General features: G+C 51.1%; 10 protein-coding genes. 1 reads left to right on the top strand and 9 read right to left on the bottom strand.

Annotation, left to right across the window (positions count from 1 at the left end):
- Positions 1–9 precede the first annotated feature (9 nt).
- The 4 genes from IPH59_12420 to IPH59_12405 form a co-directional block, all read right to left on the bottom strand.
- Positions 10–285, bottom strand: a complete 276-nt coding sequence (locus IPH59_12420; protein ID MBK7092504.1) for an RNA-binding protein — start codon at positions 283–285, stop codon at positions 10–12.
- A gap of 511 nt (positions 286–796) precedes the next feature.
- Complete coding sequence (locus tag IPH59_12415) at positions 797–5,686, bottom strand: hypothetical protein (GenBank protein ID MBK7092503.1); 4,890 nt, start codon at positions 5,684–5,686, stop codon at positions 797–799.
- Between the two features lie 246 nt (positions 5,687–5,932).
- Positions 5,933–7,438, bottom strand: coding sequence for an aminotransferase class V-fold PLP-dependent enzyme (locus tag IPH59_12410; GenBank protein ID MBK7092502.1), 1,506 nt, complete (start codon positions 7,436–7,438; stop codon positions 5,933–5,935).
- A 68-nt stretch (positions 7,439–7,506) separates the two neighbouring features.
- Complete coding sequence (locus tag IPH59_12405) at positions 7,507–8,319, bottom strand: PIG-L family deacetylase (GenBank protein MBK7092501.1); 813 nt, start codon at positions 8,317–8,319, stop codon at positions 7,507–7,509.
- Positions 8,320–8,612: 293 nt separating this feature from the next.
- Here IPH59_12405 and IPH59_12400 point away from each other — a divergent pair, with 293 nt between their 5' ends.
- Positions 8,613–9,521 carry a bifunctional methionine sulfoxide reductase B/A protein gene (locus IPH59_12400; protein MBK7092500.1) on the top strand — a complete coding sequence of 303 codons (909 nt, stop codon included), beginning with the start codon at positions 8,613–8,615 and terminating at the stop codon, positions 9,519–9,521.
- Here IPH59_12400 and IPH59_12395 read toward each other — a convergent pair.
- From IPH59_12395 to IPH59_12375, 5 genes are all read right to left on the bottom strand, one after another.
- Entirely contained in the window at positions 9,409–11,382 is a 1,974-nt protein-coding gene (locus IPH59_12395) for a PAS domain S-box protein (protein MBK7092499.1), read from the bottom strand. The genes IPH59_12400 and IPH59_12395 overlap by 113 nt on opposite strands.
- 12 nt (positions 11,383–11,394) lie before the next feature.
- Entirely contained in the window at positions 11,395–12,534 is a 1,140-nt protein-coding gene (locus IPH59_12390) for an FIST C-terminal domain-containing protein (protein ID MBK7092498.1), read from the bottom strand.
- A 239-nt stretch (positions 12,535–12,773) separates the two neighbouring features.
- Positions 12,774–13,604: an FAD:protein FMN transferase gene (locus IPH59_12385; protein MBK7092497.1), complete on the bottom strand. Its 831-nt coding sequence runs from the start codon at positions 13,602–13,604 to the stop codon at positions 12,774–12,776.
- A 61-nt stretch (positions 13,605–13,665) separates the two neighbouring features.
- A complete protein-coding gene (locus IPH59_12380; protein ID MBK7092496.1) occupies positions 13,666–14,958 on the bottom strand; it encodes a DUF3570 domain-containing protein in 1,293 nt (430 codons plus the stop codon).
- A complete protein-coding gene (locus IPH59_12375) occupies positions 14,949–15,179 on the bottom strand; it encodes a DUF4266 domain-containing protein (GenBank protein ID MBK7092495.1) in 231 nt (76 codons plus the stop codon). Before IPH59_12375 ends, IPH59_12380 begins: the two co-directional genes overlap by 10 nt.
- Position 15,180 lies beyond the last annotated feature (1 nt).

Raw genomic sequence — 15,180 nt, 5'->3', positions numbered from 1 at the left:
CCGCGATTGCTAGGCAGTCATTTCTTTACTATTGGATTCATCAACAACTCGCCGCGTCTTGCGAATCTCAAGCAGCCTGCCGTGAATCGTCTTGCCGGCCATGCCCGTTAGCGCTGCATCGAATGCTGCTTCGTTGGCCATGCGCACGAATCCAAAACCGGCAGGTTTCTTTCTATCGACACCTGTTACGATAGCAGCCTTTGTGACCTCACCAAATGCTTCGAATTCGCGGCGCAGGTCGTTTCCCGCTGTTTGCGTTGACAAGTTCCCAACATAAATGTACACGGAATGGCTCCTGACGCGAAACGACGGCACAGTCACTGCCGTTACACTCGCTGATCGGGTTTATCATGAGGCGTACAACACGCCGTTCTCCGAAATTTCGATTTTGCCGGGATTGAGTGCCTGATTGAAACAGTCTACAGCAAAGGACCAGGGGGAGATTCGATGATCTTATTGAATATACGCGATAATCGCCCAAAAACTCAAACAATATGCCATTGAAGGCAAAGTGACGTCAATTTGCTTTGGCAGCAAACCAGCTAAGTCACGACTGGCAAGGCACTAAGGAGATGAACCGAAACACCATATTCAGTAGCTCTTCTGACTAGGATTCTGATCCTTACCTCGAATCTAGGGAGCCGCCAGATTTTGATTGTGGTTTCCCAAAGCGGTGATGAGTTCACCTCGACACGATAGTCGTACCCGTTGAATCTCGAACACTCTTTGCCCTCCACCGACAAAAAACGCCCGGAGCTGCTTGAGCTCCGGGCGTGTCGAGACTATGTGAGGTCGTCTATCCTACTGGAACGCAGGGAGCAGGCCCGCCTCCAAAAACGTAGCTAATCAGATAAACAGCGTCAGAAATGTTGCAGGCTGTACTGCAATCTACATCTGCTGCTTGAATCGGATCCGGTGCCGGCCCGCCGGAGAACACGTAGTTGATGATGTAGACAGCATCACTGATGTTCACAGTTTGGTCATTGTTCGCATCACCGATCATGTATACCTGACCAACACGCAAAGTGACGGGGATACCGCAGAGCGGGAAACTCGGATCATTGGAGCTGATTCCAACGGCGCCGCCGCAAGTTGTATCCAGCATATCTAACGCGTCGAAATAGACCCAGAACGAACTGCTGCTGTGCGGTGCAACACTGCCACCAGCTGAACTGACTTCCATCCACGTTGGCTCGGGCGGACCCATATAGATCGCCAGTCCATTGTGTAAGTAGTTGGCATTGTATACAACATTCAGGCCGGCGGTTCCGGTGATGTTCTCCATACCAACCGTACAACCAAGAATGTCAAATCCAGTAGCAATGGTCTGATACTGAATCTTGACGCTGCCGTCCGGTGACAGAATCACTTGAGCGGTGATTACTTCGCCCGGATTCGTGTCCGATTGATACTCCGGATAAGCAATAAAGGAAATCACTAGGGCGCCGTTCACTACTTGGTACACTGCCTTGCCGCCAGGGCTATCCACATCATTGATGTTGAGGTCATCCCAGCACCACGCAATGATGTTATTCGGAACGCCTGCCGCCGGCAACGCGACGTTGCTAAGACTGCTCAGCTCGGTCGTTGTGCCAAATCCAATAATCCCGTTCGATCCAAGATAGAATTCAGTGTAGGTCAAACCGTAGTACGGGAATGTAAATCCAATCGGGAATGGTCCAACATAGTTGTCATCGCTGAGGCCGGCAACGACGTTACCGGTTGCCGCGATGTCTATCCACTCAAATGCCGGTCCGTTTGGATCATCAGAATCGATCCAAACATTGCCGAAAGCATCCGGTCCGCCCAAGCCCTTAGTCATGTCGGCGAAATACGGTTCGCTAATTCCGCCCTTGTCAGGATCACCGATAACATAACCGATCGGCTCATTGGTCATCAAGGCATCTGCCTTGGCAAAGGCGAATTTGTCGTAGGTACTGCAATCAATAGCATAGTTCAGTTTGCCGTCGCCATTGTTACTGACAAGTACGGAAACTGAATCACGTCCACTAACCGGAATCGCCTTGTTAATCGTTGCAGGCGTGACCACCATCAACGGTGCATAAATGTGAAGACTGGCATTCAGATTCCCAGTCGCATGTATCGGATCATTCGAGGTATATCCCAGCAATCCCGGGTAAGTACCTGGGTTCATGCCGGCGCCTTTGAAAGTTACCGGAAGAACCAAGCTGTCGCCGATCTGAACATAGTTCATAATCGTTGAACACTCAAGCCAGGTCACCGTCGGTACAAACCGAATTCGAAGCGTTGCTTCGCCCGTGTTGCGAACGATCACATTTTGAATTGCTTGCTCGCCTTCGACCAGACTGTCGGCAATCGAAGATGTTGCAAAGTCTGCGAATGAACTACCGCCGGAACCAGATACATATCCTCTCAAGGAAATGTCATCAATATTCCAGCCGCCATACACCTGCGAACCGTCTGTTGGTCCAAATCCAAAACGAATCTGGAATTCCGGATTGTTGTCCGCACTGGCAGAAAGATCATACACTGACTCGGTCCAACCCGTTTCGTTCAGCGTTGCACTGTTGGCGTAAAGCTGAATCCAAGCCGAACCATCGTAAACTTCAAGATAGGCGTGGTCATATGACGATGACTCTACACCCAACTGATGGTAGTAAGTCATGAAGATGCTGGTCGCATTGCTGCAATCAATGATCGGTGACAATATCCAATTGGTGGAACCAATACTGTTGGCGTATGTCCCCACAGATGTCAAATCATTTCCCATGACCATCTTGTCGGTGCTCGGAGAGTGGTCATCCGCCGGATCGCCGCCGCCGCCTACTGCTGGGCCAATCTGCCATTCAGCTGTTCCACCCAATCCAGTCCAACCTTGTTCTGCCGAGAAATCTTCCAAGAAGAACACTACGCGATCGCCGACTGTCAGCGTGAAGTACTGCGTTGCGGCATAACCGCCGTTTGCAGTGATAGCAAGCTTGCAGTTGACTCCGTGACCCATCGGTGTTGATGCCGACGCGGTTACGGTGTAGACATTTCCAGCATTTGTTGCTGTGCCGCCGCCTCCGGCGATATCGCCGTAAGTGCCGTCAGCATCAGTAATATCAAGATACGTATCCAGCTCGCTCAGGAGCGCGGCAACATTGTATGAGGTACCCGTGCCGATGTTTTGCAGCGTTACGGTGATATTCGCTGTCTCTCCCGGATCGATCATGCCGTTGTTGTTGCCGGTCGCGTCATTAACTGAGAATGACACAAAGGCGACTGCCGGTGCATGTGCGGTGACGTTGAATGTACTTTCCCAAGTATCCTTCGCATTGCCGTTCACGGTGACAGTGAAAGTCACTCTGTGGCCGTCAGGAATCAGCGGGCTGAAGGTAATCGCGAACGCGTCTGCAATCGTCGCATTGCCGAAATTGCCGGCTATCGTGCCGTAATTCTCGGTCGCGTCGGTGATGGTGACGAATTCATCGTCGGTGCTCAGCGTCGCGACAACATTGTTCGCCGCATCCGGTCCGACATTCTGAATTTGCATCCCCAATACAATCGCTTCACCAAAATCGATCTGACCGTTGTTGTTGCCAGCCGCATCATTGATTGTGTGGCTCTGGTAAATCACGTACGGTCCGCTCGGGGCGATTACCTGTACAGTGGAATTGTATGGGATCTTATTCTGCGCCGTAACCACGATATTCGCAGTCGCTGGCTGACTGAACGGAGCAAGTGAAATCTGCACACTGCCGGTTGCGTCGACATAGCCTGCGCCATGAAGCACACCATTTACGGTGATACCGACATACGAGCCCGGATCGGCACTCACGTTGAATGTCGAAGCGGTCATCAGCACGGAAGCCGAATGACTCACAGCATTCATTGCCGGGAGTTTCATATACGGTACGACTGACGGGTCGCCCATCAGGTGATAGATTTCCCAATAATATTGCTTGCGACTGCTTGTGGATTGCTCAACCGCAAGATTTCCAATCATGTTGATTCCATAAGCGGTGATATAGTGATTCGTGACTGCTTCACCGTGATCGTGAAATACACCGTCGTATGCGCCGAGTTTGGTCGCATCGTAGGCCGGTCCGGCTGCTACAATCGCCTTGCCGCCGCCGACTCCCCACCAATAGTCTTCGTCCCAGTACGAGTTGTTGCTCGCGCCGATGTATCCAATTCCACCTTTGTTGGCGGCCTGCATCCAGGCTTCGCCAAAGCACGGTGTGCTTTCTGCGAAGGTGTTTGTTACGCAGCAATTGCCAACCGCAAATCCGTACTCATGAATATTGGTCAGACCATTGATGTCTGATACCGAGAACGACGGATCAGCCCAACTGTCATGGCTGCCGTGCGCGGTGTAGTTGATATAGGCAATACCGGTATTAACTGTCTGAATGATCGCTGCCGAGGCGCCTGCCCCGTCAGAGGCGGGATAGAGCCATACATGCGGCGTGATACCGTGGGCGGCATTAAAATAAAGATTCGTGCCGTAGTTGATCTGGCCGTTGCCGTAGGTCGGAGCATAACTGCCATCGACTCCGGCGATAAGCGTAGTCTCGCCCAAATAAGCCGGATTCGGCATCAGGTACTGCTCATACTCCAGCGTCTTGTCAATCTGCGGCTGCAGTTGTGCGGTTGTCTGCGCCGAGAAACGGCCGTAGTAGATTTCCGGAAGATTGTCGCCGGTGAATTCGCAGTAGCGCAAGTCTGTCACATGCGAACCCGAAGAGCCGGTGAACGAAGGAATTTGCGGTGTGTCACCAACCAAGAGCACAAAAGATGGTGCCGGATCAGCCAGGGTTCCCGCATTGTACAAACCCTGTATGTAAGCTTTAATTGCCGTTGTCGTCGTTCCAATAACGTCAGTGTAAGCGACGATAACTTTGAAACCTTTCTTTACCTTCCAGGCGATAAACGGCTGCAATTGGGATTCAAACATCCGCGCCGAAATGATGACGTACTTGATCGGATACTTGACGAGGTCCGCTTTGTCCTGAAGGTTCATCATCTCGTAGTTGCTGAGTTGGGCATAGGCTGGCTCAAAAACTGGAGAGTAAGTATTGTCAAAATTCTTCTGCGTCGCCAACCAGTCAGGGTTGTCGAAATTGACGCGTATCGTTATCTCGCTCTGCACCCGAACCTTGTTGGAAATTGGATCATACTCCACCGGAGCTACAGAAACATGACCCACGCGCAGTCCGCGCATGGTTCCTGAAATCTCTGAAGTCGCTGTTGGAAGAGAGTAGTACCCTGCATTCTTGTAGAGTCCCTCGTTGTATTCGAATGGCACCTTCGCCGGATCGTCCGATTTGGACAACGATGGCTGTGCCGGCATCAGCAGGGATGTTACTCCAAACTGGGAAAGATCATACTCCGTCGACTGCGAACCAAGAACCTCGATTCTCAACTCTGCAGATTCCGGGATTGCGATCAACTGAGTGGCCACCGGTAATGCCGGCTCGCCAACCCGTGATGACAACGAAAATCCCTTGGCTGACAGCATTGTGAATGCACCAGCCTTGGTCGCGACTGGAACTGCTTCCAACTCGCCGACATTGATTCTCAACGTGATTCCACTCGGATCCTGACCGAGGATCGTCACTCCATTCTCGACATCACTGACCTTGATGGTCGTGACTGCCATCGCCGTTGCGCTCATAATGAAGAGCAACAGCAGACTGACTCTGATAACGAGTTTGCTCAAAGGTACCTCCAGAGAGTTGCAGGAATTTTGTTTCGAGGGTTCCCGAAAAGGTTAACTAAAATTGTCTCAATCATCTGTTCGATAGATGTAGTAATAATAGACCGTACGCAATATATTAATTCGAGTCTTTTATCCAAGAACGAAATGCGACTAAATGTCAATTTGTGTAAGATTGAAGGGGACAGAAAGCGATAGGAGCTAAAGGAATTGGATCGCAATCGCGACTAAGAGAACTCGCTTGAAGGTCTAGAGCGGCTTTGCATGTTCGGGGCGAAGTAGGCGATCGACCATCGTACCCAATTGGCAAATTAAGGCGGGAAACATCTTCATATCGTCTTCACTCGTTCGGAAGTTTACAACACAGACTCGAAGTACAAAGACTCCGTCGATGATTGCATGCGAAACAAAGGCCTCGCCGCTCCTCTCAAGCGCCAACATGATCTCTTCATTGAGTTTGTTGAGGTATTTGTCGGTATCCGCGTGACCGACCTTCGTTCTTAAGTCCATCGGGACGAACCGGAATGTTGTTATACTTAGCCCCTGAGTGAATCTCTCCAGCTCAGGCTGCTCGTCGACGAGTCGATACAACATCTCTGCTAACCGAATATCATCCCCGATCATATTCACATATCCGTCACTGCCGACCTGCTGCAATGCCAACCATACCTTGAGCGCACGAAATCCACGGGAATTCTGCATTCCGTAGTCTACATAGTTCGTAACTGAGTCATCGAAATGATAGTAGGGAGGATGATAAGAAAAGGCGTCAGTCATATGTGCAGGAGTGCGTACCAGGGCGCATCCGACTTCTATGGGAGCATATAGCCATTTGTGTGGGTCCACAGCTACCGAATCTGCAAGCTCCATCCCTTTCAAATCGTGGGGTGTTCCCGGAACTTTCGCAGCGAATCCGCCATAGGCACCGTCCACGTGAAACCACAACTTGTACTTTCGACAGATCTTGTCTATTTCGAACAGAGGATCCACGGCACCAGTGCTGACCGTTCCAGCCGTACCAACGACCATAATCGGCAATAGACCTGCCTCCAAATCGCTCCGAATCTGATTCTCTAAGATGTTTGTATTCATACGCTTCTGCTTGTCCGTCGGAATCCAACGGACGCCGGCGGTGCCCAGTCCAAAAAGGTCAGCCGCCTTTTGAATCCAGGTATGGGTTTCGGCAGATGTGTAGACCACCATCTTCTTTGTTCCAGCTGGCGTTGCTCCCAACTCTCGGATGTCCCATTCTGCCTTAGCGCGACGAGCAGCAAGAAATCCGACAAAATTTGCCATATTACCGCCACTCACGAGTATCCCACCGCAATCCGTCGGATACCCAATCAGCTCCGCAATCCACCGGATTGTCTGCGATTCGATCTCCGTCGCCATCGGACCGAGTTTCCACGAACCAAGATTGGAGTTTGCTGCCGAAGCCAACAAATCTCCGAGCATTCCGATTGGTGTCGGTGAAGCAGTGATATAGCCCCAAAATCGCGGGTGTCCATTAAAGAGCGAGTGATTGAACATCAACTCCGCCGCTCGATCAAGGAGAGCTCCGGCATCGGTGCCGACTTTCGGTAGGGGAGTAGAGCGGCCAATCAGTGCCCCGACGTCCGTTGGCTCTTCTGACGGTGTCACCGGCTTTTTCGGAAGCTCCCTCAAAAACTCTGCGATTTGGTCGATCAATCGATGCCCGAGTTTACGGAATTCCTCAGGCGACATATCAACTGGAGCGGAACGTCCTGACGTCATTTGTGTTTGCCTTCTTGGTTAGTTGTTTTCGGCTGAGTTGGACATCGTTGAATCTGAATCAGACTTCGTTATCTCAGCCCTTCAAACAGGTCTGATTCCTTCGCTCTACCGCCATTGACGGTAGAGAAAACGCGATAGAATTCCTGCGTTCCCCATAATTCGCGTTGGCCATCGTCCGATAAACCAGCCAGTTTACTATAAATTGTCAGTTGCGTCTTGTGACACTGTACCGCCCGCCAGACTCGTTCCCAGTATTGCCTGGTATCAATAATGGATGTGACTTCCCAGTCTGGCCACGGTATCGCACGGCGATCAACACCGTCGACTGTAATTTTCAAGTCGCGGAATGCCTCTGTATACGCTTTCCACTTGCCGTATGTCCACGCCAAATGATAGAACTTGTTGACACAATGATGCTTTGCCGGGTTTCCCTCGATACGGTACTCGGGATCGGCAGCACATACAATAGCCGCGCCGCAGAATTGCGAGATTGCAATATGGTCCGGATGGCCATACCCGCCGTCAGCACCAAACGAAGCAATCACGTGCGGCCGGAGATTGCGAATATGCCCGGCGATCTTTCTGATTGCTTCAATAGGATCCGCCTTGTCAAGGTCGGCATCGAGATAATCAAGCAGGTGGACCTCGCGGACACCAAGCTCTTTAGCTGCGGCTCGCAATTCAGCTTCGCGTGCCTTACCGACAATCTCCGGCGCTGGACGCTCAACGGCATCGCCGTATCGTCCTCGTTCACCTCGGGTAGCGCACACAACGAAGGTCTCGACTCCTTCTGCGGCGTAACGCGCAAGCGTTCCGCCGAAACCGAGCGATTCATCATCGGGATGAGCCAGCACGCACATCAAACGCAGCGGATTGTTCATGTCGCCGAGTCCTTGTGCTCATTCTTGATTGCTGATGTCTTTACTGGAGTAAGTGTATCCATCATTAACAAATATTAACACTGAATCGTCGCTTTGGCAAGCCGGTTTTGTATTTGAGGCACCAGTTGCGGGAACATCCATTGTTTGCTTCACGTTTCCCTTGTACAGACCGGCATGTATGCCGGGCGACGAGCTTTCTCAGCAAGGAGATGACTAATATGAAACCAACCACAGGGAAGATACTCCGTACATTAATCGGCGGGGCAGTTCTCGCGGCGCTTATCTTCGTAGTTATGCCGACGAACATGATGTCTAAAGACAAGAACAAGGAGACTAACTTGACACGAAATAAACTCACTCCTGAAGAAGAACAAGTCATTCTTTTTAAAGGTACCGAAGTACCTTTTACCGGCGAGCTTTACAAGACTAATGCTGCGGGCACATACATCTGCAAGCAGTGTGATTCTCCTCTCTATCGCTCCTCCGATAAATTCGATTCCGGCTGCGGATGGCCAAGCTTCGATGACGAAATCAAAGGCGCAGTTAAACGCACCGTCGATGCCGATGGTCGGCGCACAGAAATCACCTGTGCGAACTGCGGCGGTCATCTCGGTCACGTCTTTGAGGGCGAAGGCTTCACCGACAAAAACGTTCGTCACTGTGTCAATTCGATTTCGATGAAGTTCATTCCGGCATCAGAATCGGCCTCGGTGATATCCGCAACTGAGAAGGCATACTTTGCCGGCGGGTGCTTCTGGGGTACAGAGCACTTGCTTCAGCAATCCCCCGGTGTAATTTCTGTGCAATCCGGTTACATGAACGGGCACACCAAGAATCCGACATACCGCGAAGTTTGTGATGGAAACACCGGCCACGCGGAGACCGTGGAGGTTGTCTATGATCCAAGCAAGACCAACTTTGAAACCCTAGCGCGCCTTTTCTTTGAGATTCACGATCCGACACAGCTCAATCGTCAAGGTCCGGATGTCGGAAATCAATATCGGTCAGCTGTCTTCTATGTTAGCGATGAACAAAAGCAGGTCACCGAGAAATTGGTCGGGCTTTTGAAGGACAAAGGTTACAAAGTCGTTACCGAGATCGCCAAAGCCGACGTCTTTTATCCTGCAGAAAAGTATCATCAAGATTACTACGAGTCGAATGGCAAAGAGCCGTATTGCCACTTCTATCAGAAACGGTTCTAAGCCGGATTCGAGCATCGTTCAACCTCTGTTGACAAGACGGGATGAACCTGATAGTTCTTGGAAGGCCGGCACCACGTGATGTGTCTGCGGCCAACTTTGGCATCGCTTCTACTTTGTGAATTGGTAGTCGGATGACGAACGTCGTTCCTTTGCCGGTCTCGGTCTCAAAGTCTATCGTACCGCCGTGTTTGTCAACGACGACAGATCGCGCAATCGCCAGACCTTGCCCGGTTCCTTTGCCAACTCCCTTTGTCGTAAAGAACGGATCGAAAATTCTACCGCGGGCCTCTTCGGGGATACCGGCGCCGGTATCGCTAATTCGAACGACATTTCTATCGCCTTCACTGCGAGTCTGAATCGAAATTCTGCCTCGACCGTTGGCGCCGTCATTTGTTGCTTCACCAATTGCATGAGCAGCATTTACGATAATATTCAGAAACACCTGATTGAGTTCGCTTGGAAGACAGAGAGTAGCTGGCAAATCCGGCTCAAGGTCGATGTCCATTTCCGCGACATACTTCCATTCACTTCTGCAAACCGTGATTGTACTCTGTATCGCTCGGTTCAAGTCAGTGGCGACCTTTTCCGTCGTCCCCGGATGTGAGAAGTCTTTCATTGCTCTCACGATCGTGGTAACCCGTTCGACTCCCTCAAGCGCTTGATCAATTGCCTTCGGAATCTCTGCTCTGAGAAACTCCATATCAGCTGCCTTTGTCGCCTTTAATACTTCCGCCACCAGGTCCGGAGCAAATAGCTCCTCGTTTGCCGCTGCCAATAACTTATCCTGCGACTCAAGAACGCGCTCCAAATCGCGAAACGTTTCGCTTACGAAACGAGTATTGTCGCCGATATACTGCGCCGGCGTATTGATCTCGTGCGCTATCCCTGCGGCAAGATTGCCGATCGCTTCAAGCTTTTGAGAGTGCAATAGCTGCACCTCCATCAATTCCCGTTCGTGTTGAAGTTGTTTCCTCTCGCTGATGTCGCGTAAGAACGCACTGAAGAAGACGACATTGTTGAGTCTTATCGGTGAAATCGCCAACTCGACTGAAAGCTCACGGCCATCCTTGTGCAGCGCCTGAATTTCTACTGACTTCCCCAAAATCGGGAATTTTCCGTCAAGCTGAAAGTCCTTCATCTGCGCAGAGTATTTCTGCCGTTCACGCTCCTGCAAGATTGTTTCCGCGAAGTTCCTTCCGATCGCTTCAGATTCGGTCCAGCCGAAAGTCCTTTCAGCCTGCGGATTCCAGACTATGATTTTGCCCGAAGCGTCCATTCCCACAATCGCGTCAAACGCATTCTCTACAATCAACCGCAATCGCGCTTCACCCTCTCGTAATGCAATCTCAGCATTCTTGCGCTCGGTGATGTCCCGCACCACGGTAACCAGCTGCGTATTTGCCATTGGTAGGATTCGCGCTTCGTAGTACGCTTCACGGTTGTCGGAGTTCAGCGAGTACTCGAGACTCACCATCGACTTCGTCACGCGCACCGTCGCCAGTGCTTCGCCAAACTTGCGACCAACTTCTGGTACCGGAATATCCTGAATGTACTTGCCGATCAAAGACCGATGAGAAGTAAACAACTCCGTGCCTGCGCCGGACTTGCAATCGAGAATCCTGCCATCATTGTCTAATCGGAAGAAGAGATCCGGCAATACATCGAAGATCGCTCGCAGGTCGGCGTTCAGTTGCAGCAATTCGTCTGAACTCAGGTCAAGCGATCGCTCCAGCATCGACCGATCGTGATCGAATTGCGTATATGCAGCGCTAATGCCCGAAAGGAACGACTTGAGCTCGTCCGGAACATTCTCAAGACTTCCGAATGTCTTCAACAACTGTCTGCGGAGCAGGCTGTGCATCGAGTCCACGAATTACACCTCGGCAAGCGTCGTAATTGTCATTGTTTGGTTGTGCAATTCACAAAAGGCGTTTGGCGCAAAAGGTGAAATCTCACCGTAAGAATAGAATCCAGTCAATACACTGCCGCGTCCCAACACATCTTGGACAGCTTCAACTTCCTCTTCAATTCTTTGGCCAAGCACCATTTTCCTGCCAACGCAGCTTATCAAGATTGCCAACTCGGCAGAAGTCTCACCGATTGCGTCATTCGAAACTTGGGCTGCACTTCCAGCGCCATCAATCAATCGATCGAAGTTGGCTTTCATCAACCGCGCAAAGGATCCTTCCGGTATGTCGCCCGCAAATGTCATGCTCTTTGAAGCTTCATCAATTGCAAGAACTGTCCGCACGATTCCGCGCTCGCCATTTTGTCCGCGCAAACTCAGCGGAAACAACAAACCCGTTCCCGGCAGACCGTCTGCATGCTCGCCAAGATACTTGCGGTATAAATCCAATACCGACGTCCCATCGAGTTCGTACAGCACGTTGCCGTCTGATTTTGTCACCAGTCGTTCCGGACCAAACGAATCCCATCCACCTTCCGATCCGAAGCCAACTCGCAGCCGATCACCGTACAGACCGAGCGCGACCACCGAATTCGGAACTTGTGGTGTGTCCATCACCACTACTGTGCGCTTGAATCTGTCTCCATCACCGGACAATCCGCCCGTAACAGTTGTATCTTTGCGAAGGTTGCTTGTAAGTCCCTTGACCAGCTCGCTGCCATTGACGCCCAATCCATCGGAAAGCACGATCACATGGCGCAACTCGTCGCTATTAAGAGCTGCTGCCAATTTGCGCCCGGCCTCGTAACTGCTCACCTGTTCATCGACTGCGACCTGTGTCAATTGCAACGTTGTGTGGTCAAAGTGTACCGCCGATGCGACGAGTGTCTCATCGGAAACTTCTGTCCCTTTGATTTCGCCGGCGGTGGAGCAACCAAAGATATGCGACAGAGGATAACTCTTCCGAAGTTCGGTGAGTATTCTCTCGTCGTCCAGAAGGGCACCTTCACCGAAGAGCAAGACCAACTGCGGTTCACCGCTCATTTTGCCGGTTGTAGACTTGGTCCATCCGGTCGTTTTCTGCCACTTTTGTTGTTCGATTTGCATAACAAAGACTCCTCGGAGATTTGAAGTTGCCCTAACACCTTTAGACTTTGGTACTGCCCGCCATTGGATTTCGCGCTCCCATTACCGAAGGAAGCAGACTGTCCAGGCTGCGACTAACTCGTAGCAATCCTTTATCTAATGTCGGCATTGCAAAAGCAAAGATTAGTAGAGGAAATCGGCGGAGAATGAAAGGCAGAATTGCTTGAATATGGTGATGGTCCACAAGAGCTTAACGACTGTCACCTTACGCAGTGGTACTTGACTTCCTGCTCATTCAAAAACTTCTCGGCATCCTTACCCGAAAGCATCGCCAACGTTGCGAGAAAACCTGCTGCCATGCAGTACTCTGCGATTACCGTCACGCTTCTTGGCATATTCGTCACCGGCCAGCCAGTTCTTGGATTAAGAATGTGTCCGAGCCGCTTCCCCTTATATGTACAGAAGCGCCTTGCATCGCCACTCGTTGCGATTGCGCCATCCGTCAACTGAATTTCTCCAACAGAGTAGTTTTCTTCATCCGGTTTCTCGATGCCTATGGTCCACGGTGCAGATCCCACGCGGTGCCCAATGGTTCTCAGGTCTCCGCCAAAATTGACCATCACCGGTACTTGACGATTCCGAAAAAGAGTATCCGCGACGCGGTCTACAGCATACTCTTTGCCCAGACCACCAAGGTCTATTTCCATTCCATGACGCATTCGAATCTGTTTACCGTCGAATCGCACTTTCTCCCATCCAACACGATTGAGCAGCTTCTTGATCAATTCTTTGTCAGGATTGGCAGGTTGGCCATCGAACTTCCAAGCCTTCCGTAATAGCCCAGATGTGATATCAAACAACCCCTCGCTCAAGTGAAACGACTCGGCGGCATAGTTCAGAAGCTTCGAAGTCTCCTCATCAACACTGATCGGCTCGCCGTGGGCGTTGTTGATTTTGAAGATTACATTGTCATCACGATAGCGACTGAATTTGCGTTCAATGCGCATTGCTTCCGCAAAAGCAAGCGAAGCCAGTTCCCGGGCTTCGCTTTCAAGTTCGCATTCGATCAAGACTTCACAAGGGCTCGCCATCGCCGTGAATTCCGCCGCCCAATGCTGGGCTCGTCTTTCCAGACTGAATGGCTGTGCAACATCAAAAGTCACGGACGAATCCTGCTCTTAACATAAATGCATCCAGTTTTGGAAATAAATCATACTGGCGCAATTCGCCAAAGGCCTCCGGCGGGCTATTGTCGCTCATTTGTGTATAGTACTCTCCTGTCAATCGCAGTCGAGTAACCTCATTAAAGGGCAGCGTATATTCTAACCCAAGTGTTACTGCGTCAAATTTGGCGAGGCGGCTATCCGCAGAGGCATTTTCGGGTAGGGGAGCACCCTGAACTATAAAGTACCTGTGAAAATCCGCTTCCGATTGAGTATACCAGCGTACATGCGGCTGGATCGCGTGTCCGTTTTTCAACTGCCACGTGAAGAACATATCTGCCGTATGAGAGCTCACGCCCCAATCATCCCAGAAATACCGGTAGGCAAGGTCAATGGCATGGCCTCCAAGGTATCGTCGAACTTCACCAAAAACAGCGTGTTTGTTGCGCCCGGTTGGTCGTTTCTCATAAACGTAATGGTCGGGAACTCCCGGAGCAGTCGAATTTGCATCTTGCACTACGCTCAGTATCTTGTATGGATCGGTCAGATAGCCGGAAGAATGGCTGAACGAGTAGTTCATGCGTACAATCGTCTTTGGATCAACAATCTGGTTAACGCTGACCACTGCATCAAAGACGTCCTTGGCATGACTGATTCCGTCGTCTTCACCTTCGTGCTCGTCATCGCCACCATCACCGCTTGGAAGCGGCATTACTGAAAAACCGAGCGGTGCTCCACCTTCTGGATTGATCGCGTCTCGCGAATATGATCCCGATAATCCGATAGTCGTATTGCGTTGGAAGAGATCATGAGTGAGGCCGGCACTAAACCCAAGTGATGAGTAGTCATGTTCCGCCGAGAAATGAAAACCCGTCGAAACTTGCGTCATTCTGCCAATCGGACGGCCGAGACTGGCATCAACGGCAAACCGCGTGTCCTTGAAGGTATCATCAAGAGGGGTCTTGCCAACTTGCGTGTCATAGGAGCCACTGCCAGAGGGTCGAGTGAAAGTCTGAATTTTGCTCGACGGTGTCGCCCCATTCGGCGAAGGACCTGTCAAGCCGTCGTAGGTAAGTCGCAAACCCAACAAGTAATCGCCCCGAATGTGCTTGCTGATGCCAACAATTCCTTCCGCTGCGCTGACCCGGCTCTTCTCTGAGTAGATAAGCAGGGATGACTCAATTTGATCCTGATCTGCAGCATAGACTGTTGTGCTTCCTATTAGCGCCGCAGTCAAAGCCGTAATCGCGAACTTTACCGATTCGCGCTTCTTTAATTGCATCCGCAGCCTCCACCGCCAAATCCACGGCCGCCGCTTGAGGCTTCCTTGCTGAAGTAAATATGGTCATCCATCGACCTGTCAATTGCTTGTGCATCCATTTGCATCTGCGGCTTAGCCAATATGTCGCGCTCCCACACCTTCACGCCCATCGACGCACAGCCAATAACTGCGTTTGCTGCCACCAGCAACAAACAGATGGCGCTGATCCTTGAGGCTGTCATG

The organism is bacterium (assembly GCA_016708315.1).
Taxonomy (GTDB): domain Bacteria; phylum Zixibacteria; class MSB-5A5; order CAIYYT01; family CAIYYT01; genus JADJGC01.
The sequence above is the reverse complement of the archived record's forward strand: the minus strand, read 5'-3'. Positions and strand labels throughout refer to the sequence as shown.

Bases quoted from the DNA above. Each gene is read 5' to 3' on its own strand.
- IPH59_12410 (MBK7092502.1), bottom strand. From the start codon at position 7,438: ATGACGTCAGGACGTTCCGCTCCAGTTGATATGTCGCCTGAGGAATTC.
- IPH59_12405 (MBK7092501.1), bottom strand. From the start codon at position 8,319: ATGAACAATCCGCTGCGTTTGATGTGCGTGCTGGCTCATCCCGATGAT.
- IPH59_12400 (MBK7092500.1), top strand. From the start codon at position 8,613: ATGCCGACGAACATGATGTCTAAAGACAAGAACAAGGAGACTAACTTG.
- IPH59_12395 (MBK7092499.1), bottom strand. From the start codon at position 11,382: ATGCACAGCCTGCTCCGCAGACAGTTGTTGAAGACATTCGGAAGTCTT.
- IPH59_12390 (MBK7092498.1), bottom strand. From the start codon at position 12,534: ATGCAAATCGAACAACAAAAGTGGCAGAAAACGACCGGATGGACCAAG.
- IPH59_12385 (MBK7092497.1), bottom strand. From the start codon at position 13,604: ATGGCGAGCCCTTGTGAAGTCTTGATCGAATGCGAACTTGAAAGCGAA.
- IPH59_12380 (MBK7092496.1), bottom strand. From the start codon at position 14,958: ATGCAATTAAAGAAGCGCGAATCGGTAAAGTTCGCGATTACGGCTTTG.
- IPH59_12375 (MBK7092495.1), bottom strand. From the start codon at position 15,179: ATGACAGCCTCAAGGATCAGCGCCATCTGTTTGTTGCTGGTGGCAGCA.